Genomic DNA, 26,432 nt, shown 5'->3' with positions numbered 1-26,432 from the left:
ACCGGATCCCCGCACGGCGGGACGCGCAGCATCGTATTCGGCCGTTTGCCCGCCGCGTGCGGGATTGGCCGAATATCCTCCCGGGCAGCAGGGAGGAGCCACGATGACGCAGCCGCACGCCGGGGACCAACCGGACCAGCCGGACCCGGCCGAGGACCGCGCACCAGAGCCGGACGCGGCCGGAACCGGAGACCACAACGGACACCGCGCCGCGCTGACCGCGTTCTGGCGCGAGCGACGCGTCCTGCTGCTCGCGGCGGCCGCGGTCGTGGTGGTCGCCGTCGTGGCGACGCTCGTGGTGACGCTGTCGACCGGGGACGGGCGGCCGGTGCCCAGCGGCAGGATCCCGGCGCTGAGCAGCCAGTTCGCCGCGCCCCCGACCGGCCTGCCCTCGTCGTCCCCCGCGGCGCCCGCCGACCTGCCCGCGTACCCCGGATCGCCACTGTGGACGGTGACGATGCCAGCGGGGACGGAGGAGTACGACGTCAGCGGGTTCGCGGTCACCGCCACCGGGTACGTCCTCGAGAAGCGCGAGGAGGTCATCGGCCTGGACAAGGCCGGCAAGGAGGTCTGGCGCTTCACCCCGCCGAAGGTCGACTACTTCACCCTCCGGGTCACCGGGCGCCACGTGATCATCGGCTACAACAACCCCGACGACGACCGCTGGCCGCAGCCGCAGGTGATCATCGCGCTGGACGCCGCCACCGGCACCGAGGTCTGGCGGGAGACCGAGGCCTCGCTGTGGTCGGTCACCGCCGACACGATCTACCTGTCGGTCTGCTACGGCGGGCAGAACAACCGCATCGGCGACTGCACCCTCAGCGCCCGCGACCCGGCGAGCAACACGGTCCGCTGGCAGGTCCCGACCTACGCCAGCTCCCGGGTGGAGCACCTGACCGACGGCACCCAGGCCCTCCCGACCCCGCCGTTCCTGCTGGTGGGGGCGTACGCGACCGGTGCGGACACCTACGTCCTCAGCGCCAACGACCCGGCCACCGGCGCCACCCTCGGCCGCGGCTACGACGGCGGGGACGACCGCGTCGGCTCGATCGACGCCGTCACCGAACGCACGATCGTCACGAGCAACGGTGAGGACGACAACCCGGCCGACGGCTGCACCGCGCTGCTGACCGGGTTCGCCGTCGCAGGCGCCGGTCAGAAGTGGCAGTACACCGCGCGCACCGCCAAGGAGCACGACGGCAAGTACTGCGGGAGCTTCCCGGAGTCCAACAACGACGGGCGCCTCGGCGTCACCGCGCAGAACGGCGCGCCCAGCGTCCTGAACCTCGACACCGGCGCCGTCGAGTGGTCGGCACCGGTCGGCGGCGAGGCGATCGCCGCGTCCGGCACGACCCTCCTCGTCGTCGAGGCCGCGGCGGCGGGCAACGCCGAGCTGGTCGCCTACCGGGTGGGTGACGCCAAACCCGCCTGGCGCGCACCGTTCTCCGGCAGCGTCGGCGGCTCGCGGGTGACCATCACCGACTCCCACGTGCTCGTCACCGACAGCGGCAGCGACGTGGTGGGCTACGACCTCGGAACCGGCGAGGCCTGGACGTACGGCGCGCTGGCCCGGCTGGGCGACACGTGGTTCGCCGTGTGCTCCGAGACCGCGTGCAAGGGTTACGCCATCCCCTGACCGCGCCGGACCGGGCAGAATGTCCGGATGCGCACCGTCCTCGTGGCAAACCGGCTCTCCGGCAGCGGACGCACCGACGCCGACCGGGTGCGGCGGCTGCTCACCGACGCCGGCGCCGAGGTCGAACCGTGGGACCTCGACCAGCTCGGCGACCCACTGCCGGACGGCACCGAGCGGGTCGTGGTCGCCGGTGGCGACGGCTCCGTCGGCGCCGCGGCCCGCGCGGCGGCGGCCGCCGGTGTCCCGCTCGCGGTGCTGGCCACCGGTACCGCCAACGACTTCGCCGGCGCGCTCGGCCTGCCAACGGACCTGGACCAGGCGTGCCGGCTGGCCGCCGACCCGCACGCGCGGACCGAGCAGCGGGAGATCGGGCTCGTCGGCGGGCACCCGTTCGTCAACGCCGCCGCCGCGGGCCTGTCCGCGGTCGCGAGCAGGCTCGCCAAGCCGCACAAGGCCCGGCTCGGGGCACTCGCGTACGCGTGGGGCGCGCTGCGGGCCGGGCTGACCGCGCCGCACACCCCGTGCCGCGTGCTGGTCGACGGCGAACCCGTGTTCGACGGGGAGGCGTGGCAGGTCGTCGTGGCGGTCAGCGGCGCGTTCGGCGGCGGCTCCAACATCGGCGGCACCCGCCACGACGACGACCACCTCGACGTCGCGGTCGTACCCGCCAGGTCACGGCTCTCGCTCGTACGCCACGGCTACCACATGCGGCGCGGCATGCTCACGCAACAGGACGACGTCCCACACCACCGAGGCCACGAGATCGAGGTCGACGTGCCGCCAGGCACCGAGTTCAACGTGGACGGCGACCTCCACGAGCTCGACCCGGCCCGGTTCACGCTGCTCAAGGGCGGGGTCAAGGTCGTCGTGCCCGCCTGATCAGCCCGTCGGCCCGGGCAACCCGAGTCCTGCTCCTCACGCGGCACCCGGGCGCCGTTGTTGATCTTGGTACGGCTCGTTCCGGAAGTACTGAACAGGTGGCCGTGACCATTTCGTTATGTCCAAAGTGTATCTCCGGTGGATCATTCCGCACTGCTGTGACGAACGATGCTGTGTGCCAAGGGACGGGGAGGTCTCGATGCACTTCTACATACGCCGTGACACCGGTGACGACGGGCTCGGCAGGAGCGTGCCGGACGTACCGGCGAACCTGCTGGCCAGACACGGTGCGCGCGTGCTGCGGGCGGAAACCGCGCCCTCGGGCACGGCGTACCGCGCCGATGTCCTGCGCGTGGCGCGCACCGCGGACCGCGACGCCGTCGAGCAGTCCCTCGCCGACATCAACCTCAAACTCGTGGGGGCCGACACGGCCGAGGACGGGCACCGGCCGCCGCTTGTCCGGATCGAGGCCCGCGACCCGGACAAGCCCGCGAAAGTGGACGCCGCGTACGCGCTCTCGCACCTGCGGGACGCGAACGCCGGGGAGAAGGTCGGCCTGGAGCACCTGTTGTTCCTCGGGCTCGACCCGGCGCCATGGGACTCGCACGGCATCGGGCCCGCGCCGTGGGACTCCCATGGCGCCGGGCCCGCACCGTGGGACTCGCACAGCTGGTTCAGCCGGGACTCCTACCTGCGGTCCGCGCGGGGCGGGCCGGTGCCGGTCACCATGTCCGTCCGGCCGCCGAGGGCACGGCCGCTCGTCAACGGCAGCGGGTTCGACCGCAGGCCCGTGATCGCGGTCCTGGACACCGGCATCTCGCCGCACGAGTGGTTCGGCATCACCGACCGCGACACCGACATCCCCCCGGGCGGCTTCATCCGCGTCCTCAAGGAGGTCCAGGACGCCATCACCGCGAGCAGCCGGGAGGCAGGCACCGCGGCACGCCTGATCGAGGACCACTGGGACGCCGACGTGCCCGCCAACCCGCTGACCGGCGAACTGGACCGGCACGTCGGGCACGGCACGTTCATCGCGGGCATCATCCGGCAGGTCGCGCCCGACTCCGAGGTCGCGGTCGCCAGGGTGATGGCCGGGGACGGCGTCGCCTACGAGAGCGACGTGCTGGCCGCGCTGGAGCGGCTCGTCGAGCAGGTCCGGGCAGCGCAGGCCCCCGGCGGCAACCCCGCCGACATGGTCGACATCCTGTCGATCTCCATCGGCTACTACGTCGAGACAGTCCAGGACGAGGCCGAGACGACCGAGTTCGCCCGGCTGCTCGGCGAGCTCAGCGACCTCGGCGTGCTGGTCGTCGCGGCCGCGGGCAACGACGCCACGACCCGCCCGTTCTTCCCGGCCGCGCTCGCCATCACCCCACCGTCCGGCGGTGGCCAGCCGGTGCTCAGCGTCGGCGCGCTCAACCCCAACGGCACCAAGGCGTTCTTCTCCAACCAGGCGCCCTGGGTGCACGCGTGGGCGACGGGCGCGGCGGTCGTGAGCACGTTCCCGAGGCTGCGCGGGAGCACCGGGCCCGCGAACGTGATCCGCGAGCTGGACCGCGAGTCGCTGGACCCGGACGACTTCACCAGCGGATTCGCCATGTGGCACGGCACGTCGTTCGCCGGGCCCCACGCCGCGGCCGCGCTCGCCAACAAGCTGGTCGAACAGGCCGACGCCGACTCCGGGCGACTACGGATGGGGCTGGTCAGCCAGGACGCGATGCGGGAACGCGCACGCCGCGCGGTCGACACCTGCACGGAGTGCTGACAGGTGCACACCACGATCTGGAAGGAGGTCGACGCGCCGTTGCTCGCCAAGGTGCGCCGGTCGCTGACGGCCGGCAGGACGGGGAACCGGCGGTGAGCCAGGACCGCGCCGACGACCGGGCAGAGACCCAGGGTCTGCCCGAGGACGACGTCGCCCTGCTCGCCGCCGTGGCGGCGATGCTGGACGCCGCCGACCCGGTGCCGCCCGGCCTCGTCGACCGCGTGCGGTTCGCGATCGAGCTGGACGACGTCGACGTGGAGCTGTCGCGGCTGGTCGAGATGTCGTCGCTGGCCGGCGCCCGCTCCGACGAGTTCACCCGGCTCGTCACGTTCCAGGGCGACAGCCTGACGATCATGATCACCCTCGAGCAGGGCGTCGACGGCACCACGCGCATCGACGGGTGGCTCACGCCCGCCGCGTGCCGCCGGATCGAGGTGCGCTGCCCGGCAGGCCCGCGATCGACCGAGTCCGACGACACCGGCCGGTTCTCGCTCGACGCGGTGCCCGCCGGGACCGTGCGGCTCGTCGTGCACGACCCCGACGGCGCCCACCGGGTCATCACACCGACGATCGAGCTGTGACGACCCCGCGATGCCCGAAACAGGACAAGTGACCGGTGACCATGAACAAATGACCATGAACCAGTGGTCATAAACCACTGTCACGACGGCCAGGTGGCCCCGATACTGGCCAGATGCCCCGTGTCGAGGCCGAGGAGGCCCGTGGTGCTCGCGCGCGCGAGCTGCACGCGCGTGGCCTCGAGGCGCTCAACCGGGGCCGGCCGCTGCTCGGGGCCCGGTCGCTGCGGGCGGGCCTGCGGCTGCTCGGCTGGCCGGGCGCCACGGGGTCCTGGCAGGCGCACCGCGAGCTGACGTTCCGCCTCCTCGGCACGCTGGCCGCCGCCGAGGTCGCGCGCGGCAACAGCGATCGGGGCTTCGGGCTGCTGGACAGCATGGACACGCTGATCACCGACGACAACCGGGGCGTGCTGCTGCTCCAGCGCGGGCTGCTCCTGACCATGATCGGCCGCGTCGACGACGCGGTCCGCAGCTTCGACGCGGCCGTGCCGCTGCTCGAACGCGCGGACGAACGGGTCGCACTAGCCAGGACCCTGCTGAACCGGGCGTTCATCCACCAGATCGCGGGCGAGGTGCGCCCGGCGCTCGCCGACCTGGCCCGCAGCGAGGAGATCAGCCGCGAGCTCGGCATGTCCGTCCAGCTGGCGAAGTCCTTCCACGGCCGGGGCTCCTGCCTGCTGCTCGCCGGTGACATCCCCGGCGCGCTGCGCGCCTTCGACCAGGCAGAAGAGGGATACGCGGCGGACGCGGACGGCATGCTCGTCGTCCTCGCCGTGGAGAAGGCACGGGCCATGCTCGCGGCCGGCCTCGGCGCGGACGCCGCCGGCGTGCTCGACGCCGCCATGCCGCGGTTCGCCGGGCTCGGGATGAACCAGGAACACGCCGAGGCCGAGCTGACCCGCGCGCAGATCGCGCTGTCGGTCGGGGACCACGAGACCGCCCGCCGGTGGGCGGTCCAGGCGGAGCGCCGCTTCCGCCGCAGGCGCAACGAGACGTGGGCCGCGGTCGCCGCGCTCACCGGGCTGCGAGCCGAGTTCGCCGCCGGGCAGTCCCGAGGGCACCGACCGGTCAAGGTCGCGACGACCGCGGCCGTCCTCGCCGGGCGGCTGCGTGAGCTGGGACTGGACAACGACGCGGAGGCCGCCGAACTGCTGGCCGCCGGCGCGCACCTCGGCCGGGGCGAGGTCGACCAGGCGGCCGCGCACGTCCGCGACCGGCCCGGCCGACGGTCCACCTTGGACACCCGGCTGCAGCGGCAGGTCGTCCGGGCGCGGCTCGCGGCCGCACGCGACGACCACGCCGCGACCTTCCGGCACGCACGCACCGGCCTGGCCCGGCTCGCCGCACACCGCGGCCTGTTCGGCAGCATCGACCTGCAGACCGGCGTCGCGACGCTCGGCGCCGAGCTGGCACGGGCCGGGCTCGACGCCGCACTCGCCGAAGGCAGGCCCGCGACGGTGTTCCGCTGGCTGGAGCACTCACGCGCGCAGGCGTTCCGCTCCAGGGCGGTGCACCCCCTCGACGACCCGGTCACCGCCGACGCGCTCGCCGAGCTGCGCCAGCGGTCCCGGGTGGCGCGGGCGAGCGAGCTGGAGGGCCACCGTGACACGGCGGCCGCGCGGCGCTGCGCCGAACTGGAACGGCAGATCCGCGCACACAGCTGGCGGACCAGCGGCACCGGCGAGCACCACGCCCAGGCCTCGCTCGCGGAGGTCCGGGCAGAGCTGCGCGCCGCGGGAGCCGCGCTGGTCAGCTACTTCACCGTGGGAACGCGGATCCACGCGTTCCTGGTCGCGGGACGCACGGCCCGGATCGTCGAGCTCGGCGACCTGCCGACCACCACGGAGACCAGCACCCGGCTGCGCGGCGACATGGACGTCCTGTCCGGCCGCGCCCTGCCCGCCCCGCTCGACACCGCGGTCCGCACCTCCGCGCGGCGCCAGCTCGCCGTCCTGACCGACCATCTCGTCGCCCCGCTGCGCCCCCACCTCGGCGACGAGGACCTGGTCGTGGTGCCGACCGGGCCGCTGTCCGGCGTGCCGTGGGGACTGATCCCGGACCTGCGCGGCCGCCCGGTGACCGTGTCGCCGTCCGCGACGGTGTGGCTGTCCGGCAGGCGCGCACCCCGGCCCACGGCCGCGGGCACGCTGCTGGTCGCGGGCCCGAACCTCGACTACGCGGCCGACGAGGTCGAGCAGCTGGCCGCGATCTACCCGGACAGCGAGACCCTGTCCGGCGCGGACGCCACCGTCGAGTCGACGATGAAGGCACTCGACGGCTGCGGTGTCGCGCACTTCGCCGCGCACGGCCACCACGAACAGGACAGCGTGCTGTTCTCCCGGCTCGACCTCGCCGACGGCCCGCTCATGGCCTACGACATCCACCAGCTCGGCGCGGCGCCGAACCACGTGATCCTCGCTTCCTGCGACGTCGGCCGGGTGGTCGTGCGGGCGGGTGACGAGATCCTCGGCTTCACCGCGGCGCTGCTGTACAGCGGCACCCGGACCGTCGTGTCGAGCGTGGCACGCATGGACGACCACGCGGCGGTCGGTGTCATGACCGCCTACCACCGCGGCCTGTCCCGCGGCCTTCCGCCGGCACGGGCACTGGCCGACGCCGCTGTCATCGAGCCGCTGACACCGCTGGTGTGCTTCGGAAGCGGATGAGCACCCCGGCCAGCACGAAGGCGGCCCCCGCGGCGGTCACGACGGCCGGCAGCACGGCAGGGATCTCCAGGTGGACGGTGATGCCGAGGATCCGCGACAGGCCCCACGGCAGGAGCGCCAGCTGGTCGTTCCACATGGTCAGCGCGCGTTCGAGGCCGAGCACCGCGACCAGTCCGCCGAGCACCAGCGGCGGCGCGCCCGCCGCGATCAGCACCCGCCCCGCCGCCGCGCGACCGCCCATGCCGGTGCGCAGGGCGCGGTAGGCGACGACGAACACCCCGAGGAACGCCGCGAACGCCACGGTGACGTACAGGCTCCTGGCCGTGGGGTCGGTCCAGAAGTCGAACCAGTAGTGGCCCGGGCCGCGCAGCGCGAGCGCGGCGAGCAGCAGCACCGTGCGCAGCAGCGCGAGCCCGCCGACGGCCGCGGCGAGGACGAACGGGTCGGCCGGCCGGACCAGCGACCGCAGGACGAGGCTGAACAGCAGCCACGCACCGAGCACGACGACGAGGTGGGCGGGCGCGGCGAACCACGTGAGCACCGAGCGGCTGAGCACGACCGCGACCGCCGGGACCACCCACACCAGCACGCGGTCCAGGCGCGTCGGGACGAGGCCGGCGGTCGCGAGCCGCCAGGGCCGGGTGGCGCCGAGCCACAACGCCCGCAGGGCGACCGGCCGCCGGACTTCGCGTGACAGCGCGCCAACGGCGAAGATGGCCAGGATCGCGGCGAGCAGACCCCGCGCCAGCCACGCCATCGCCTCGTCCCGGTCCGCGCGTTCGAGGCCGAGGTCCGCGGCGGTCAGGTTGAACGCGGGCAGGTCCAGGTCGTCGCCGTAGCGGCGGACGTGGCCGGCGCTCGCCTCGGCGTAGCGGTCCGCGGCGGCGTGCCACGCGTCGCGGGCGGCCGCCGAACCCGTGTCGAGCCACTGCGCGTGCCGCAGCACCGTGGTGCGGTAGGCGCCGAGCGTGGTGAACAGGTCGACCTGGTAGTCCAGCGTGTCCAGGAACCGCCTGTGCAGCAAGGGATCCCGCCACGTCGCCGGGTCGGTGCCCGCCACCAGGTCCCGCATCCGGCGCGCGTCGCGGACCGCGGTGTCGCCCTCGCGGACCGCCTCGTCGACCCGGTCCCGGCCGACCTGGTAGATCGTGCCGAGTGCGGCGCTGTCGCCGGTCGGGATGTCCCACTCGAAGATCCACATCATCGGCGGTGGCTCGAGTCCCAGCGCCCGCACGGCCTTGTCCGCGTACGGTCCGATGTAGAGCCCGGTGGTGACCGCCTCCCGCGACAGCGCCATCGCCTCGCCGATCGCCGCGACGGTGGCCGGGTCGTCGGAGAACGTACGCCGCGCCCAGTCCGCGGTCGCCAGCGCCGGGTCGAGGTCCGGGTCCCACGCGAGCCGCCCGGTGACGTAGGTGTTGAGGTCGTACAGCTCCCAGAACCCCACCCGCAGCGTGAGGGAACGCGGGCCCGCGAGCAGGGGACCGCCGCCCTGCGCCCACGTCCACACACCCGCGACGTGCGGGTTGCCCGCCAGGAACCGCCGCAGGGCGAGCTGGTGGAGCACGCCGAGGTCGTTGGGCAGCGCGCCGAGGCCCTCGAACTCCCTGCGGGACTGGAACTCCACGATCCGCCGGTGGTCGCCGACCAGCAGCGTGTCGTTGAGCGGCAGGTGGCTGTAGAAGTCGCCGAGCGAGTACTTCGTGGACACGATCAGCCGGTCGTCGCGCAGGTCCCCGAGCACCTCCAGGTAGGCGTCGCGGCTGGTGTGCAACGCGCCGACGGCGCCGATGCCCACGCTCCAGCTGCGGAAGATCACCTCGGTCCCGGTGTCCCGCGCGACCGCCAGGAACGCCCGCAGCATCGCCCGCACGGCGGCGGGTGTGGTGACGGCGATCTCCGACGTGTAGTCCCAGCCGGGGAGCTGGTACACCGCGCCGCCCTCGCCGATCCGGACCATGAGCCCGGCCACGAACGGCATGCGGTCGAACAGCTCCGCGAGCCCCGCCTGGTAGACCTGCCACAGCCGGGGGTCCTCGGTGTCGAGACCGCCGACCGTGCGTTCCACATAGGACCGCAGCGGCGGTGAGAGCGCGAGCATGTCGGTGGACAGGAACACCCGCATGCCCAGATCGTCGGCATAGCGCCACACCGGGCCGAACGCGGCCGCCATCGCCTCCGCGCGCGCGACGTGCCGGTCGCCGTCCGGGTAGACGTCGAGGCCGCGGAACGTGACGTACTCCAGGAAACCGGGAATGACGACCGCGTTGTAGCCGAGGGCGAGCGAGTGGTCGACGTGCGCGCGGAACTGCTCCGCGATCCGCCCCACCGCGGCCGCGTCGACGTAGGGCGCGCCGGGCAGGATCGCGTCGCCGACGACGTCGGAGTTCAGCGAGTAGTCGTCGGTGCGGTAGCGCGCCGGGTCGTCGGACAGGCCGACACCGCCGAGGTCGGTCAGCCGCAGGCCCAGCCTCGGCGCGGTGGTCCGGCCGTCCGCCACCACCGCGCCGCCGGAGCGCACGCGGTCGGCGATCGCGTACAGCCCCGCGGCCGCGCCACCCCCGGTCCCCGCGACGACGTCCAACCCGGCGCCGGCGGGTTCGATCCGGTACGCCTCCCCGGTGAGACCGGGCTCGATCCGCACCCGCAGCACCGCTCCGGTGGCCGTGCCGATCGCGGGCGCGGGCACACCACGGGTGACGTACGCGTCCGCCACCGCCTCGGCCGCCTTCCGCGCCCGCCGGTCTTCGGGCACGACGATGCCCGTCACGGCGGGCGGCGGCGCCATGGCCCGTGGCGGCGCGGCGGTCAGGTGCTCGGCCGGCACGTCGACGTCCCGCACCGACAGTCCGAGCGCGTCGTTCACCTGCCAGGCGACCACACCGCCCAACCCGAGCAGCACGGCCACCACGACCGGCACCCGCCACCACCCGCGGTGATCAGCACGCACGCGATCATCCTGACATCCGGTCCCGGTCGTGAGCGAGTCCCGCACCGTCGGGTCGATGAACCTTCGGGAGGGGGCGCGGTGGCGACCTTCGTCGTTGTGGCACGAGGCGTGCGTGGGCTGTGCCATCATCGGAGGCGGCGTAGACGATCGCCTTGACAACCGAAGACCGAGGACGGGTTCCGTGTGGAGTCCTGCCGCGGCTGATGTGTGTCGGTGTCAACGGCAGTGTCTGCGTCAGTGTTCGCCATCAACGGCAGAGCCGGTCGGTTCGTGGCAGCCATGCGCCCGTCCTCCAGGAGGGGACATGAAGCTGCGCACAGCACTGCTCACCACAGCACTCGTGGCCGCGGGCCTGGTCGTGCCCGCGCAGGCGAGTGCGGCGGCCGCGCCGACCGTGTACTTCGTGCACGGGTACAACGACAGCGGGGGCTCGGACTGCGAGTCGATCTGGGCGAACGCGGTCGACTACTTCACGCGGCAGGGCCGCGAGTCGCTCAGGACCGTCGCCTACTACAAGGGTGACGAGAACTGCGACGTCGACGTCGCGAACGCCACCACCGACACGCGCATCAAGCACGTGGCGGCCGCGTTCGCGAACTACGTGTACGACCACCACACCAGCAAGGGCGAGTCCATCGAGATCGTCGCGCACTCTATGGGCGGGCTGGTGACGCGGGTCGCGATGCTCGGCTCGGCCAAGGGGTGGGAGGGCTTCCCCAAAGGCAAGCTGAAAGTCAGCGACATCGTCACGCTCTCGACGCCGCACAAGGGGATCGTCGACGAAGACAAGTACGACAGCACCCAGTGGGACTCGATGGTCCCCGGCTCCACGTTCATGGACGTGCTCCACGAACCGGAGAACCGCCTGGACCAGGACTGGGCCGCGAGCACGGACTGGAGCTTCGTCGGCTCGAAGGAGGACAAGACCGTCGACTACGACTCCGGGATCGACAAGGTCCACCACGCCGACCACAAGTTCGGTTACCTGCCCGACGCGGACTACGACATCTCCCACACGAACATCCGCCTGTTCGGCCCCGGCCGCGCGAAGTTCAACCTGCGGTACTGGCACGCCAGTGAGGGCGAGTCGCACGACACCGTGAACGGCTGGGCGCCGCTGGAGACGGCCCACAACGCGCTGGACCGCGACAGCGACTGGTGATCAAACCCGCGCTGCGCGTTCTCTACATCGGTCCAGACCGCGTCGCGGCACGCGGGGGCGGCCGCGAGAGCTAACTTGCTCGGATGGTCACCCCCGTGGCGACGGTGCCACTCCCCGCCGAGCTGGTCGAGATCGTGCGCGGCCAACTGCACCGGCTGCCCGAGCTCGCCGACCAACTGGCCAGCCTCCTCGGTGAGAAGGACGAGTTCTACCGGAGGCTGGACGCGTCGTCGCCCCGGGAGCTGCGCAAAGTGTGCGAGGTGAACCTCAGCCGCGCGTTCGACGCGTTCATCGAGGCCCGCGCCGTGGACCTGGAGATGGTCCGCAAGACCGGGCGCGCGCAGGCCCGGCTCGGCATCCCGCTTTCCGCGGTGCTGCGCGCGTTCCGGATCGCGGGCACGTTCGCCTACGAGGGCATCATCGACCGCGTCGCACCGCCCCGGGTGCTCACACCGGAACAGCTGATCCCGGTGAACGCCATGGTGTGGCAGATCATCGACTCGTTCTCCGACGTGATCGCCGACGCCTACACCGAGGTGGCCACGGAGTCGGCGCGGTACGACGAGAAGGCGCGGCTCGCGGTCGTCGACAGCCTGATCGAGGGCCGGTACACCAAGCCGGAGGAGTTCGAGGACGCCGCGCGGGTGCTGCGGCTCCCGGTCGCGGGCCCGTTCGTCGTGGTCTACGGCGACTCGGACGCCGCGCCCGGGCTGTCCCGCATGGTCGGCGACCTGCGCGCGGTGTGGCGGCGGCTGCCCGACGGCGAGGTGGGAGTGGTCGCCGTCGGGCGCACCGCCGACCTGCGCGCACTCCGGAAATCCCTGGAAGGCACCGCGTCCGCGGTCGGCGTCAGCCCGCCGGTGTCCGGCCTGCCGCTGATCCCGGCCGCGCTGAGCAGGGCACGCATCGCCCGCGCCTGCCTCGCCGCAGGGGAGACCGGCGTGATCGGGTTCGGTGAACGGCCCGTGAGCACCCTCGTCGCCGGCGCGCCGAAACTCGCGCGGGAACTGGCCAGAGACGTGCTCACCGACCTGCTCGCCCTGCCCGCCGCGGAACGCGACGTCCTGCTCGCCACCCTGCGGGCGTGGTTCACCGAGCACGGCTCGGCCCGCGACGCGGCCGAGCGCCTTTTCGTGCACCCCAACACGGTCCGGTACCGCATTCGCCGGGTGCAGGAGCTGACCGGGCGCGACCTCGGCGATCCCAGGGGAATCGCCGAGCTGTACCTCGCGGTCGAAAGCGTGCGGCTCGGCGGCTGAGGACCGGTTTGTGCTCGCGGACAATGTTGGTTGTGCCGGTGCGCCGGGGATATGCACGGCGACTAGGCCAAGCAGGTGCACGGACTAGGCCTCACACCGGCAATTCGGAGTCCGGGTCGGAGGTGTGCCGTGTGGCGGCACATCTTTCCTCTACGGTAAGCGCCTTCAGGCCCGTGTGACCTGTGTCTCAGCGTTGGAGGCTCGTTGATGCGCCGTGCGGGTGTGGAGCTGTCCGTGGTGGTGCCTGTCTACAACGAGGAGCGGCGCCTGCCCGGCAGCCTCGTCGGCCTGGGTCTCGCGCTGCGCGGACTGGCCGCCGAGGTCATCGTCGTGGACAACGGCAGCACCGACCGCACCGCGGACGTCATACGCGACCAGGGTTTTCCGGTCCGGCTCCTGGACTGCCAGGACCGGGGCAAGGGAGCCGCCGTCCGCGCGGGTGTGCTCGCCGCGCACGGCAGGTTCGTCGGGTTCTGCGACGCGGACCTCGCGGCGAGCGTCGACGCGCTGCCCGCCGTGCTGCGGCGGCTGCGGCACGGCACGGACGTCGTGGTCGGCTCCCGCGCCCACCCCGGCTCACAGGTGCGGGCCAGGCACAGCGTGCTGCGGGAACTGGGCGCGTGGGCGTTCCGCCGCTCCGTCCGCTCGCTCGTGCCCGGGGTCGGCGACACCCAGTGCGGCTTCAAGTTCTTCACCCACGACGTCGCGGTGGCGGCGTTCGAACCGCTCCAGACCACCGGGTTCACCTTCGACGTGGAGGTGCTGGCCAGGGTGCAGCGGCTCGGCGCGGTCATCGAGGAGGTGCCCGTGCGGTGGATCGACGTCGCGGGCTCCACGTTCGCCCTGTGGCGCCACGGCCTGCGCAGCTTCACCGACCTGAACCGCATCCGCGCCGTCCTCGACGCCGAGCCGCGGCGGGCGGCCCTGCTCGTGCCGGAGGCCGCGTAGATGCGCGTGGTGGTGGTGAACTGGCGCGACCTCGGGCACCGGTACGCCGGCGGGGCGGAGACCTACGCGACCCGGGTCGCCAACGCCATGGCCGCGCGCGGCCACGAGGTCACCTATCTGACCGCGCGCGACGCCGGGCAGCGCGCCAGGGACCTCGACGCCACGGTGGCGGTGCGCCGCCTTGGCGGCCGCTGGACGGTGTACCCGTTGGCGCTGCTGTGGTTGCTGGCCCGCAGGCGGCGGATCGGCGCCGTCGTGGACTGCCAGAACGGCATCCCGTTCTTCACCCCGCTCGCCGTGGGCGGCGCCCGTGTCGTGCAGGTGGTGCACCACGTGCACACCGACCAGTTCGGCGTGCACTTCCCGGCGTGGCTCGCCGCGCTCGGCCGCTGGCTGGAGGGACCGGCCGCGCGCCGCGTCTACCGCGGCGCGGCCACGGTGGCGGTGTCACCGTCCACTGTGGAAGCGATGCGGCACCGGCTGCGCTGGCGGGGTGCCGTCCACGTCGTGCCCAACGGCAACACGGTGGCACCGGACGACCTCCCGCCCCGCGCCGCCACTCCCACGATCGTGTGCCTGGGCAGGCTGGTGCCGCAGAAACGCGTCGACCGGCTGATCGAGACGGTCACCGAACTGCTGGACCGCGTCCCGGACCTGAGGCTGGACGTCATCGGCGGCGGACCGGAGGAGACCGCGCTGCGCGCGCTCGCGGCACGCGCTGGCGGCGCGGTCGTCGTACACGGACGTGTGAGCGAGACGGAGAAGTCGCGGCTGCTGGGCCGGGCGTGGCTCAACGTCACGCTGTCCGACGGCGAGGGCTGGGGCCTCGCCGTGCTGGAGGCGGCGGCGCACGGTGTGCCGACCCTGTGCCGGGACGTGCCCGGCCTGCGGGATTCGGTGCGGCACGGTGAGACGGGATGGCACGTGCCGCCGGACCTGCCGATGGCCGACGCCCTGCACCGGGCGCTGAAGGACCTGACCGACGCAGAACTCGCCGCGCGGGTCGCGCGGGACTGCCGCGCGTGGGGGGCGTGCTTCGACTGGGAGGCCACGGGTGCGCGGTTCGCCGCCGTGCTCGAGCGCCACCTCGCCGAGGGCGGGCAACCGGGGTGGCTCCCCGGCATGCCGGAGGCGACCGTCGCCGAGCACGTCCCCGGCGGGCCGCTCCTCGTCGAACAGTGCGCGCCCGCCGACCTGCTCACCGAACTGCGTGCCGCGGGCTCGCGGCACGCAGAAGTCCGCGCCGCGAGCGCGACCGAACGCCTGCTGGGTCGAGCCATCCCGGCCGACACCCCCGCCCGGCCGCACGCGCGGCCGTGACCCTCTGAGGAGAAACCCTTGCATCGCTACGTCACGTTCATCATCCTCGGGCTGGGGGTGTTCGCGGTGGTCGCCGGTCTGATGCTGCAGCTGTTCGCCTACCCAAGGCTGGCCAAGATCCCGCACAACGTCGACGAAGTGTCGGTGGCGCACGGGGACGGCATCACGGCGCTGGTGTACATGAAGAACGGGGACACCTACACCCCGGAGATCCGCGAGGACCTGAGCCTCACCTCCACCACGCACGTCACCGGCAACATGCGGGCCGAGGAGGTCACCGAGGACGGTGACGTGACCGTCTGGGTCGAGGCGTCCATCGTCACCGTCGACGGCGAGCCCGACACCACCGTGAACGGCAGCCTGCGCTCACTGTGCCTCGACCGCCACACCGGCGAGGCCGTCACGCCGTGCGAGAACCAGTTCTACGAGGACGCCGAGGGTGAGCGCATCACCGGAGTGCGCGGCTCGCTGCTGCAGCCGGGACTGAACTTCAAGTTCCCGTTCGACACCGAGCAGCGCGACTACCGCTGGTTCGACACGAACCTGAAGAAGGCACTGCCGGTCAAGTACTCCGGCGAGGAGGAGATCCAGGGCCTCACGACCTACAAGTTCACGCAGGTGATCTCGCCGACCAAGGTGGAGGAGCGGGACGTCCCTGGTGCGCTGGTGGGACAGCCGGACGTGCCGACGGTCCGCGCCGAGCTGTACTACGAGGCGACCCGGACGCTGTACGTCGAGCCACTCACCGGTGCGGTGATCAGGGGTGGCGAGGACGGCAAACAGGAACTGCGTGCCGACGGGCAGGCGACGACGGTGTTCGAGGGCGATCTCAGCATCACCGACGAGACGGTCACCGCGAACGTCCAGGCCGCGGAGGAGAACATCGGCAGCCTGTGGGTCATCACCGTGCTGCCGGTGATCCTGTACGTCGTGGGCGGTGTCCTGATCGTGGTGTCCGTCGTGATGATGATGGCGGGCGGTCGCGGCAGGCACAACGCGTCCGCGCAGGCACCCACGCGGGTGAAGCAACCAGTGTGACCACACAGGACGGGGACGCCCCGCCTCAGGCGTCCCCGTCCTTGCGCAGCACCAGAACCGCGTTCCACGACACCACTTCGCGCAGCGCGGGCACCCGCACCACCCAGTTCGCCCACCACGGGTGGTAACGCGGGAACGCGCGCACGAGCGTGGCGTCCTCGCACGCGGCGGCCCACCGCAGCGCGGCGCCGACCGAGAAGGAAAAAAGGCTGCTGCCGTAACGGTTCTTGGGTTCGTGACCGTGGCGCCCGGTGTACCGGCGGGCGGCGTAGTGCCCGCCGAGGTAGTGCCACGGCGAGGTTTCGTGCCCGCCCCACGGTGACCACCACGGTGTGAACGACACGAACACCGTGCCACCGGGCTTGGTCACCCGCACCATCTCCGCCAGCATCGCGTGCGGCGCGGACACGTGCTCGAGGACGTTCGACGAGTAGCAGACGTCGACCGAGCCGGTGCGGACGGGGAGCCGGGTTCCGTTGGCGCGCACCATGTTCCGGCCCGGTTCACCGCGCGCGGACAGCTCGCCGACATCCGGGTCGACGCCGACGTACGTCGCGCCCCTGGCCTCGAAGGCGTCGGAGAAGTAGCCGGGGCCGCCGCCGACGTCGAGCAGCACCCGGTCCCGCAGCGGTGTGGACGCCGCGACCTGTTCGGCGGAATCCGCGGCCAGCACGCGGTAGAAGGTGTCCCGGTCGGTCTGTTCGTGGCGGAACGCGCGGAACAGCCGCACCGAACGCGACAGTGTCGCTGTGTGCACGGTGAACGACGCTGGGCGTTACTTGGTGCCGTAGTCGACGACGCCGCCGTCGACGCCGTTGCCTGCCGGGGCGTTCTGGAGGTCGATGCCGCGGTCGGGCCGCGCGAGGCTGACCAGGGTGGCCGCGCCGCCGACGGCCAGGGCGAGACCCGCCGCCACGGCGACTGCGGCGGCGATGATCCTGCTGCTCACGGTGTGACTCCTCGACGTCGGTTGCGGGTGAATCTACCGGCCGGTATCACTTGCCACAACAGGCATCCGGCCACGAAAAGGGCGGCCGCCGCGTCGGCGGCGAGTACGGGCACGCGGGGTGGTCCGGTGTCACGCGGTGGAGTGATCCGGCCAGGGACGCGGTACAGGTCGAGCCACTCCCCGCGGTGCACCGGCACGAGGCCTTCGAGGGTGCGCGGGTCGACCCGGCCGGGGGTGCCGTGCTCGACCAGGACCCAGCCGATGCCCAGCGGGCCCAGGTCCGCGTTGTGGCGCAACGCCTCCCGGATCGCCGGGAGCCGGGTGTCCTCGCCAGGCAGCGGTCGCCCGTCGACGTGGACGGTGTCGTCGACGACGGTCGTGCGCGGGAGGAAGCGCGGCGCGGGGTCGAGCTGTGTCCGGTTCTCGTTCCACCCGAACCGGCGGAAAGCGCCCAACGGCAGGGACACCACGTCGCCGGGGTGCTCGTCACGGGCGAGGACGTCCCGCACGACGGCCCAGTCCGCCGGGTACTGAACGGTGTCCAGCCTGCCCATGCCGCCCCACGCGAGGTCGGGTGTCACCACGAGCGGCAGCAACACCGCCACGGCCACGACGGCCCGCCTGCGTGCCGCCTCCACCGCGAGCGCGAACCCCAGTGCGAGCGGCAACGCCCACCACGCCACCCATTTCTGCGCGTCCCGCAGCAGCGCGGCCCCCGGCACCTCGCTCACCAGCCACCGCATCGCGGCCGCACCGAACGGCAGGTGCGCCGCCAGCGCGAGCAGCAACCCGGCCGCACCGAGCCACAACAGGCGGGTCGCCTCCGGCAGGCGGCGCACCAGCACCGGCCACCCGGCCGCGGCGACCGCGACGACGAGCAGCGTCAGCACCGGCGTGACCGGCAGCTCCCGGCTCACCGGGGTCACCGAGGAGTTCCAGAACCCGCCAGTGCCCAGCACGGAAACCACGGTGCCGCCCCAGTTCTCCGCCCGCGCGGAGAACCAGTCGACGGCCTCCGGTGCGGACAGGACGGACCCCGGCCGCAACACCGACGGCACCCACCACGGCGCGTTGAGCAGCGCGAGCGCCGGCAGCGCCCGCCACCCCGCCGTCGCCAGCGCGGTACCGGCCGCGAGCAGCCCGCCGGTCGGGGTCAGCGCGGCAGGCAGCGACCACAACACCAGACGTGCCAACGACTTCGGCTCACCGCGCCGGTGCGCGAGACCGGCCGCCGCGACCCACGGCAGGCACGCGTACGCGAGCAGGTACGGCCAGTGGCCCATGAACAACCGCTCGGCGACGAACGGTGTCCACCCGTACGCGGTCGCCGCCACCAGCCGAGGGCCGAGCGACCGTGCGGGCGCGAGCCGCCCCGCGCCCCACGCACCCAGCGAAAGCGCGGCCAGCAACAGGAGTTTCTGCACCAGGTCACCCGGCAGCAGCCACGTGAGGACGGCGACGACCGCGTCCGCGGGTACCGAGCGCGGCGGCGTGGTGCCCAGTCCCACGGCGGCGGGCAGCAGCGGCTGGTCCGGCGAGAACACCATGTCGCCGACCAGCGTGAAACCTGGCGTCAGGACAGGCGCGAGCACCGCCAGCGCGAGCGCGGCGGACAGTGCGGGGAGCGCGAAAACCTTGGCGTTCAAGGGTTTCATCAGTGCGGTGGTCCGGTTACAGTGCGGGGACTCTCGTCCTGTGGAGGAGCCCGATGCCGGTCCAGCAGCGCACGGGGTGGCACGCGCTGGCGGTGACGGCCGGGGTCATGGCGTCCAACGCCTCGGGCTACCTGCTGACGGTCATCGCGGCGCGGGTGCTCGCCCCGGTGGCGTTCGGCGAGCTGAGCGCCCTGCTCGCGGTGCTGCTGATCGGCGCCGTCCCCGCGATGGGCGTGCAGACCGCGGTGGCGCTGCGGGTGGCCGCGCACCCCGGCGAGCCACGCGGACCGCTCACCGGTCTCGGTATCGCGGTCGCCGCGGGCATGACCGTGGTGTTCGGCGCCGCCATGCCGCTCGTCGCGCACGTGCTGCACGTGTCCGACGTCGGCGCGGTCGTGTGGCTCGCGGTGTCGGTCGCGCCGCTCACCGTCAACGGCCTGTGGCTCGGCCTGTCGCAGGGGCGGCAGCGGTTCGCGCGGTACGGCGTGCTGGTGGCCGGTGAGGCGGCGGGGCGGGTGGGCGGCGCGCTCGTCGGCCTGGCCGTGACCGGCACGAGCGGCGGTGCGATGGCGGGGATCGCGGTCGGGGTGACGGTGTCCACGTGCGCGGGCTGGGTGGTCTGCGGGCGCCCGGTGCCCGCGCGGTTCGGCACTGCCCGGCTGGCCGAGGTCGCGCACGCGGCGCAGGCGCTGCTGGCCGTCGTCGTGCTGGTCAACCTGGACCTGGTGCTCGCGCGGCACGTCCTGCCCGCCGCGTCGGGGGAGTACGCGGTCGGCGCGGTACTGGCGAAGATCGCCTACTGGCTGCCCCACGCGGTCGCCGTGCTGGTGCTGCCGAGGCTCACCGGCGCAGGCCGCACGAAGGCGGTGGCGGCCGGTCTCGCGGTGTGCGCGGCGCTCGACGGCGTGGTCGTGCTCGCGTCCGTCCTGTTCGGACCGGAGCTGACCGCGCTCGTCGGTGGACAGTCCTATGTGGATAGCGCGCTGCCGTTGTGGCCCTTCGCGGTCACGGGTTCGTTCCTCGCGGCGGCGCAGATCCTGCTGTTCGCCCGGATCGCCGACGGCGACCGGCGGGCGAGCGTGCTGACCTGGCTGGCGGTCGCCGTCGAGACCGGTCTCGTAATGGGGTGGCTGAACGACTCGCCGGCACAGGTGGTCGGCGCGGCCGTGGCCGCCACGGGGCTGCTCGTCGTGGCGGGCGTGCTCGTGGAGGTCAGGCACGGTCGAACCACCTGACCCGCACCGACACCACGGCGGCGAGCGCGACCAGCACCGACGCCTGCGCGGCCGTGCCGTACGCCCAGTCCTGCCCGTGCTCGAGCAGCCGGCCCGCCACGCTGATCAGCGTCGCGCAGGCCATCCCGCCGAACGCCAGCCCCATCGACACCGCCCGCCGGTACCTCGGCACGACGCTGCGCACGAACAGGCACGCCAGCAGCGCGACCAGCCCCGCCATCCCGCCCAGCACCACCAGCAGCACGGCCAGCGCCCACGGCACCCACGCACCCCGCGCGGGCCGCGTCGATGGACCGCGCGGTCCCTGCCCGCGCCGTCCCGGCACGACGGCCACGACGAGCAGCGCCAGCGCCGCCACCGCGCCGGCAAGCAGCCTGGTCCGGTACGACCCGTCCGGCGTGAACTCGAGGACCACCGTCGTCGCGCCGGCCGGCACGAGCCACGCCTGCTGCCAGCCGTCGATCCTCGTGCCGGCGAGCACCTTCCCGTCGGCCTTCGCGACCCAGCCGTCGTTGGCGTTCTCCCGCACCGCGAGCACGGCGGCCGGTCCGTCGGCGATCCGCAGCTCGCGGTGCGCCGCGTCCCAGGACACCTCCGTGACCGTCCGCGCCCTCGGTTCCACCGGGGCGGTGCCCGAGGGCCGCAGCCACACGTCCTGCACCACGAAGTCGGCCGTGCGCGTCGTGCGCAGCTCGTGGTCGCCCGCGGTCAGGTCCAGCCCCTCGGCCAGGTCGGGGCACGGGACCAGCGGCAGAGGCCGGTGCTCCCGGACGTCCGCGACCGTGCCGGACACCGCGGTGTCGTACTCGCGGCCGTCGACCCGCAGCACCGGACCCGCACCACACGGCATCCGCACCGGCGTGTCCGGCCGGATCTCGGGGAACGGCACGCCGTCGACCTCGACGGTGCTGATCCCCGGTGGCCCCGCCACGCCGGGCGCGACGCGGATCACCTCGATCTCCACCTGGTCGGTGCGCCCGGAGAAGTCGACCGAGCCGGCCGGGCCGACGGCGCGCCGGACCGTGCCCGCCGCCGAGGTGATCAGCACCTCGGCGGGTGCGCTCGCGCCTGCGCCCTCGGTCGTCACCAGGCGCAGGCCGCGGATGTCGCGTGGCCCGTCCCACGCCAGCCGCAGCACGGGCCGCTGGTCGGTGTGGTCGGCGATCCACGTGGTGGCCGGGTCGCCGTCGACCGCACCGAGCGCCGCGGCGCCGGGATCACCAGCGAGCTGGGTGGACGCGGACACCCCCATCCCCGGCAGGATCAGCGGCGGCGTGGCGCCACCAGCGGGCAGGACGGTGCCGCCCACGTCGTAGGTGGTCCGCGCGGTGGTGGTGAACAGGCGGTGCACGCCCGCGGGTTCCTCACCGAACCGGGTCAGGCTCGCATCGCAGCGCACGACGTCGGTGAGGCGCAGGCACGCGTACCGGGGCTGCGGTCCCCTCGTGAAGCTGAACGCGGTGCGCTGCCGGTCATCAGGTCGGACGTCCGTGGGCACCCGCATCGCGCGCTGTGCCTCGACGCCCGGGATCGCGAGCTCCGCGATGCCCACGTTGCCGGTGTCGCGGTTCGCCGCCATCGCCACCACGGTCACCCGCAGCCGCCCGGTGAGCCCGGTGGCGACGGTGAACCGCTGTTCCTGCGCGCCCCTGGCCACCTCGTGCTCGACCGAACCCGCGTCGGTGGTGAGCCGCACGCGGGTGACCGGCCAGCCGACCCGCCGGTCGTCCACCACCCGCAGGCGCACCTCGGTCAGGACGCGGGGCGTGTCGAGCGTGACCTCCAGCCACTGCCCGGCCGGGTCGCGCAGCGACGAGGACTGCCACGCGGTGTACGGGTCGCCGTCGAGGGCGGCGTAGGGCATCGCGGTCAGGTCCGTGCCGCGCACCGAGTCGGCGAAGCTCGCGGACGACGACGCGGTGACCTCCCGGACCCCCTGGTAGGCGGCGACCGTGCGGTGCACGGGGTCGTCGAACGGCAGGACGTCGAGCGCGGGCCGGTTCTGCCTCGGCCGCTCGCCGGCCGTGAGGGTCTGGCCCAGGTTGTCGCGCATCCGGCCCACGTTGCGTTCCCGGTTCCGCAGCCCGTCGGTGACGTACCAGTCCCGCGCGCCGGGTGCGCCGCCGTCCCCGGCCAGCACCGCCGGGCGGCCCGGGTCGAGCAGGCCTGCGTCCAGCAGCGGCAGCAGCGACTCCGGCCCGCCGCTCACCGTGGCGAGGTCGGCGGTCGCGACGGCCACCGCTCTTGGCACGTCCCGGTCGGCCCGGTACACCTCGAGCGACGCCACCGGGCCGAGCGCCGCGTCGACCGCACCGGGCAGCCGCACGTCCGGCCCGAACCCGGCCACCCTGGTCAGCCCGGGGGACCGGGCCATGGCCGCGCGCAGCACCGCGGCGGGCGGCGCGTCGGCGCGGTCGATGTCGTTGCGCAGCAACAGGAACCGGTGTCCGGAGCGGGCCAGGAAGTCGGCGAGGCCGGGTGCGCCGCGCCCGTCGGCGAGCGCGTCCTCGACCGCGTCCATCAGCCGGGTGTTGCCCTCGGAGCCGAGCGGGATCTGGCTGCGGATCGCCCACGGCGCGTCCGCCAGCGCCTGCATGGGCTCGTCGACCGGGCGGCCCCACGTGTACTCGGCGAACCCGGTGCCCGGCACCAGCAACGTGCGTGCCGCCGGGTCCTGGCGCGCCAGCCACGCGCTCGCCTCACGCCAGTAGCCGGGGATCTCGTCCCAGCCCGGTCCCGGGCGCAGCGTCAGCAGCCACGCGGGCGCTGCGGCGACGAGCACCAGCAGCGTCCCGGCCGCGAGGCGCCGGTTCAGCGCGGGGAACGACCGTGCGGGCGCCGGTGCCCGCTTCCGCGCGGTGATCGCGTAGGTCAGGGCCAGCGCGAGCGGCAGCCGCAGCCCCGGTTCGAGTTTGTGCACGTTGCGCAGCGGTGCGAGCGGTCCATCCAGCAGCCCGCGCACGACCTCGGACAGCGGGCTGTCGAGGGCGCCGACGTACCCGATCGTCAGCAGCACGGCGCCGGTGATTACGCCGAGGGTGAGGAACAGCCGCTCCGGCAGACCGCTGCGGGCGAGCCCGGCGAGCGCCACCGCCGCGAGAAGCCCGGTCGCGACCATCAGCACGGGGTTGTCCACCAGCAGGAACCCGGACGGCCACCACGGCGTGCCCTGCACGACGTAGGCGACCCACTGGTTCGTGCCGCGCAGCACCTGGAACAGGGAGGTCGGCGAGGTGGTGTTGGTGGCCGACTCGACGTAGTCGACGAACGGCAGGCTGTACCGGCCGAGCAGCACCAGCGGCAGCACCCACCACAGCACGGCGGCGGCGACCGCCCCGGACCACCACGCGACCAGCCGCACGTGCGGCCACGTCCACTGCCGGGTGAGCAGCCACAGCACCGGCAGGACCATGGCCATCACGACCACGGCGCCGTTGACCCCGCCCATGCACAGCACCGCCACGCCGGACAGCGCCGCGGCCCGCCGCGCCCCCAGCTCCCTCGCCCGCACCAGCGGGAGCAGCACCCACGGCAGCATCACCGCGGCCAGCACCTCGGCGGACAGCGGGCCGATCTCGGTGAGCATCCTCGGCGCGAGCGCGTACGCGAGCGCACTGACGTGCCGCGCGGGCTCGGACCCGATCCGCAGTGCGCGCGCCAGCAGCAGCGCACCCGTGTAGGCGAGCACCAGCAGGAGCGCGCACCACAGCCGCTGCGTCACCCACGGCGGCAACCCCGCGACGTCGCCCGCGACGAAGAACGGGCCCATCGGGAACAGGTAGCCGTACGCCTGGTTCTGCAGTTCGCCGCCGTTCGCGGCCGGGTTCCACAGGTGCAGCGCGCGGCCGAGGAACGCGACCGGGTCGACGACCAGGTCCAGCTTGGTGTCGAAGGTGGTGCGGCCGGGCAGTTGGAGGAACGACAACAGTGCCAGCCCGGCGGCGATCCACGTGGTGGGGGAGCGGAGGACCCTGATGTCAGCTCTCCCCGGCCGGTTTGTGGATCACGTAGCGGGCGGACGCCCAGTGCGTGTCCGGTTCCGGTGCGGTGGCGCAACCGACCACGACCCCGCCGTGCGCCTCGACGACCGCCGTCAGCCACGCCGGGGACACCGGCGTCATCAGCATCGGCGCCGGATAACCGAGCACCACGCGCTGCGCGAGGCGGACGAGCCGCGTCGGCGCGAGCCGCCACACCACGCCCTTCATCGTCCACAGAGGACGGATGGTGCACTGCACGAGCGCCACCGCGCCGGGCCGCAGCACCCGCACGAACTCGGCGAGGTAATGGGCCACCACCCGCCGGGGCAGGTGTTGCAGCACCAGCTCGGAGTACACGAGGTCGAAGCTGCCGCTCGGGAACACGTGCAGGTCGGGTGCCTCGTTCAGCACGAACCGGCACCGCCCGCCGCTGCGGTCGAGCGCGCGCGCCGTGTCGAGCATCGGCGCGGACACGTCCACACCGACCACCTCGTCGGCGTGCTCGGCGAGCGCCTGCGACAACCGGCCGGCACCGCAGCCGAAGTCGAGCACGCGTTCCCAGGTGGTCGGCAGACCGAGCTCGGCGAACCATGCCCGGGCCCGGCCGACGTCCCGGCGGCCCAGCGCGAGGAACTCGTCGACCTCCCAGCGGCCACCGCGTTTGCCCGCGGCGACGCTCACCGCCCACAACGGGTCCCGCTCGCCGAGCGTGGTCCAGTCCCGGCGCACCTGGTCGAAGTCCACTCGGCTCTCCTGCGAAGGTCGTGGCGCGACGATAGCCGGGGAGGCTTTGGCACTGGGCACAGAAGGTTTTGTGCCACGGAACAAAGGGCGGGCGGCTAGCGTCGTCGCATGCTCCGCCGGCCACCGGTTGTGCTCGGCACACTGCTCGTGCTCGCCGTCGCGCTGTGGGTCGGCTACCCGCACCTCCAGTTCTCCAGCGCCGACTGCACCAGGACGCTGCGGGTCACCGCGACACCGGAGATCGCCCCGGTGGTCGAGGCCGCGGCCGACCGCCTCGGCGACGCGTGCGCCCGCGTCCTGGTGACGCCCCAGGAGTCGGCGGCCACGGCCGACGTGCTGGCCGGACCACAGGCCCGGCAGCCGGACGTGTGGATACCCGAGTCGACGGTGTGGCTGCAGCGGACACAGGCGCGGCGGGCGTGGGACCTGCCGGTCGGCGGTACGTCGGTCGCGTCGTCGCCGGTGGTGCTCGGCGTGACGAAGGTGGCCGCCGACCGGGTCGGCACACCCCTGACGTGGGGCAGGGTGCTCGGGGACGTGGTCGCGGGACTGCCCGATCCGGTACAGGACCCGGTCGGCCTGTCCACACTGCTCGGCGTCCGGACCCTGCCAGCGGCGACGATGGTGTTGCGCGGGCTGTCCCAGCACGTCGTGCGGCCGGGCGCCGACGTGTACGAGCACGTGGCGGCATACCCGATGTCGGAGCACGACGTCCTGGTCCACGCCGGCGACCTGGTGGCGGTGGCGGCCGACCCGCCGGTGCCGTCGCTGGACTACCCGTACACGGTGTTGCCGAGGTCGACGGAACGCGCCCTGGCGCAGCGCCTGCTGGCGGAGCTCCTCGACACCGGCGCGACGGCGACCCTGACCGCGCACCACCTCCACCCACCGGACACCGCGGTTCCCGTGCCGGACACCGACGTGGCCGACGAGATGCTGAACCAGTGGGCGGCCATCAACCTCAGCGGCAGGCTCAGCATCCTGATGGACGTGTCCGGCTCGATGGCGCAGTCGGTACCGGGCACGGGCCTGGACCGGATGGGCGTCACGCTCGCCGCCACCGAGGCGGGCTTCGGCATGGTCAAACCCACGACGAAGGTGGGACTGACCCTCTTCTCCACCACCCTCGACGGCGACCGCGACTACGAGGACCTGCTGCCGATGCGGACGGTCGCGGAACACCGTGAGCAGGGTGCCCTGGACCGCCTGCGCGCGGTCAGCGCCATCCCGAACGGCGCCACCGGCCTGTACGACAGCACGGCGGTCACCTACCGAACCGCCCGCGAACAGTGGGAACCGGGCAGGCTCAACGTGGTCGTGGTGATGACCGACGGCCGCAACGAGGACAGCGACGGCATCGACCTGGACACCCTGCTCGCCGACCTGCGCGCACTCCAGGACCCGCGCCGCCCGCTGCCGCTGATCGCGATCGGCATCGGCCCGGACGCCTCCCTGGACGAACTGACCACGATGGCGACGGCCACCGGCGGCCGTGCGTTCACGGCCCCGGACCCGACCGCCCTGCCGACGATCTTCTACACCGCGCTGAGCAGCATGCTGTGCCAGCCCCCGCTCTGCAAACCCTGACCGCGGGAAAGTCACCGGACGCGCACCCACCACGCAGGGAATTCCCCAGGTGACAGAGGTGGGACACGCGTTGCCTGACCG

18 protein-coding genes are annotated in these 26,432 nt (G+C 73.3%); 12 read left to right on the top strand and 6 right to left on the bottom strand.

The genetic code is table 11. From position 1 onward, the window contains the following. The first annotated feature begins 103 nt into the window (after window positions 1-103). The 5 genes from FHR82_RS34810 (at window position 104) to FHR82_RS34790 (ending at window position 7,524) form a co-directional block, all read left to right on the top strand. Window positions 104-1,636 (top strand): outer membrane protein assembly factor BamB family protein, encoded by a 1,533-nt coding sequence (locus tag FHR82_RS34810; RefSeq protein WP_184814859.1) that lies wholly within the window; start codon window positions 104-106, stop codon window positions 1,634-1,636. A gap of 27 nt (window positions 1,637-1,663) precedes the next feature. Next, window positions 1,664-2,515 (top strand): diacylglycerol/lipid kinase family protein, encoded by an 852-nt coding sequence (locus FHR82_RS34805; protein ID WP_184814858.1) that lies wholly within the window; start codon window positions 1,664-1,666, stop codon window positions 2,513-2,515. Between the two features lie 199 nt (window positions 2,516-2,714). Beyond that, a complete protein-coding gene (locus FHR82_RS34800; protein WP_184814857.1) occupies window positions 2,715-4,280 on the top strand; it encodes a S8 family peptidase in 1,566 nt (521 codons plus the stop codon). Window positions 4,281-4,372: 92 nt separating this feature from the next. Then, on the top strand, window positions 4,373-4,861 hold the full coding sequence (locus FHR82_RS34795) for a hypothetical protein (RefSeq protein ID WP_184814856.1): 489 nt from the start codon (window positions 4,373-4,375) through the stop codon (window positions 4,859-4,861). 113 nt (window positions 4,862-4,974) lie between these two features. Beyond that, window positions 4,975-7,524, top strand: coding sequence for a CHAT domain-containing protein (locus FHR82_RS34790; protein ID WP_184814855.1), 2,550 nt, complete (start codon window positions 4,975-4,977; stop codon window positions 7,522-7,524). Here the strand turns inward: FHR82_RS34790 and FHR82_RS47720 are convergent. Next, entirely contained in the window at window positions 7,481-10,474 is a 2,994-nt protein-coding gene (locus tag FHR82_RS47720; protein WP_221464661.1) for a hypothetical protein, read from the bottom strand. The two genes, FHR82_RS34790 and FHR82_RS47720, sit on opposite strands and share 44 nt — an antisense overlap. A gap of 304 nt (window positions 10,475-10,778) precedes the next feature. Here FHR82_RS47720 and FHR82_RS34780 point away from each other — a divergent pair, with 304 nt between their 5' ends. The 5 genes from FHR82_RS34780 (at window position 10,779) to pgfA (ending at window position 16,201) form a co-directional block, all read left to right on the top strand. After that, a complete protein-coding gene (locus FHR82_RS34780; RefSeq protein WP_184814854.1) occupies window positions 10,779-11,636 on the top strand; it encodes an esterase/lipase family protein in 858 nt (285 codons plus the stop codon). A gap of 83 nt (window positions 11,637-11,719) precedes the next feature. Then, window positions 11,720-12,895, top strand: a complete 1,176-nt coding sequence (locus FHR82_RS34775) for a PucR family transcriptional regulator (RefSeq protein ID WP_184814853.1) — start codon at window positions 11,720-11,722, stop codon at window positions 12,893-12,895. A gap of 207 nt (window positions 12,896-13,102) precedes the next feature. Further along, complete coding sequence (locus tag FHR82_RS34770) at window positions 13,103-13,843, top strand: glycosyltransferase (protein ID WP_184814852.1); 741 nt, start codon at window positions 13,103-13,105, stop codon at window positions 13,841-13,843. Further along, the gene (locus FHR82_RS34765; protein WP_184814851.1) at window positions 13,844-15,163 is read left to right on the top strand and encodes a glycosyltransferase family 4 protein; all 1,320 of its coding nucleotides are present in this window, start codon (window positions 13,844-13,846) and stop codon (window positions 15,161-15,163) included. It begins immediately after the preceding gene. 18 nt (window positions 15,164-15,181) lie between these two features. Next, window positions 15,182-16,201 carry a cell envelope lipid trafficking protein PgfA gene (gene pgfA, locus FHR82_RS34760; protein WP_184814850.1) on the top strand — a complete coding sequence of 340 codons (1,020 nt, stop codon included), beginning with the start codon at window positions 15,182-15,184 and terminating at the stop codon, window positions 16,199-16,201. A gap of 25 nt (window positions 16,202-16,226) precedes the next feature. Here the strand turns inward: pgfA and FHR82_RS34755 are convergent, their stop codons facing one another. From FHR82_RS34755 to FHR82_RS34745, 3 genes are read right to left on the bottom strand one after another with little or no spacing between them, the layout of a single operon-like run. Next, on the bottom strand, window positions 16,227-16,931 hold the full coding sequence (locus tag FHR82_RS34755; RefSeq protein WP_184815083.1) for a class I SAM-dependent methyltransferase: 705 nt from the start codon (window positions 16,929-16,931) through the stop codon (window positions 16,227-16,229). Between the two features lie 45 nt (window positions 16,932-16,976). Further along, entirely contained in the window at window positions 16,977-17,150 is a 174-nt protein-coding gene (locus FHR82_RS34750; protein WP_184814849.1) for a hypothetical protein, read from the bottom strand. Continuing rightward, window positions 17,147-18,805: an MmpA family trehalose lipid delivery protein gene (locus FHR82_RS34745; protein WP_184814848.1), complete on the bottom strand. Its 1,659-nt coding sequence runs from the start codon at window positions 18,803-18,805 to the stop codon at window positions 17,147-17,149. Before FHR82_RS34745 ends, FHR82_RS34750 begins: the two co-directional genes overlap by 4 nt. Before the next feature lie 53 nt (window positions 18,806-18,858). Here FHR82_RS34745 and FHR82_RS34740 point away from each other — a divergent pair, with 53 nt between their 5' ends. Continuing rightward, a complete protein-coding gene (locus FHR82_RS34740; RefSeq protein ID WP_184814847.1) occupies window positions 18,859-20,040 on the top strand; it encodes a lipopolysaccharide biosynthesis protein in 1,182 nt (393 codons plus the stop codon). Here the strand turns inward: FHR82_RS34740 and FHR82_RS34735 are convergent. Beyond that, entirely contained in the window at window positions 20,018-23,965 is a 3,948-nt protein-coding gene (locus FHR82_RS34735; protein ID WP_225943847.1) for an alpha-(1->3)-arabinofuranosyltransferase, read from the bottom strand. The genes FHR82_RS34740 and FHR82_RS34735 overlap by 23 nt on opposite strands. Before the next feature lie 52 nt (window positions 23,966-24,017). After that, entirely contained in the window at window positions 24,018-24,764 is a 747-nt protein-coding gene (locus tag FHR82_RS34730) for a class I SAM-dependent methyltransferase (RefSeq protein ID WP_221464660.1), read from the bottom strand. 108 nt (window positions 24,765-24,872) lie between these two features. Here FHR82_RS34730 and FHR82_RS34725 point away from each other — a divergent pair, with 108 nt between their 5' ends. Next, window positions 24,873-26,351, top strand: coding sequence for a substrate-binding domain-containing protein (locus FHR82_RS34725; protein WP_184814846.1), 1,479 nt, complete (start codon window positions 24,873-24,875; stop codon window positions 26,349-26,351). Window positions 26,352-26,432 lie beyond the last annotated feature (81 nt).

It is taken from the genome of Actinophytocola algeriensis (assembly GCF_014203735.1).
In the GTDB taxonomy this organism is placed as follows: Bacteria; Actinomycetota; Actinomycetes; order Mycobacteriales; family Pseudonocardiaceae; genus Actinophytocola; species Actinophytocola algeriensis.
The sequence above is the reverse complement of the archived record's forward strand: the minus strand, read 5'-3'. Positions and strand labels throughout refer to the sequence as shown.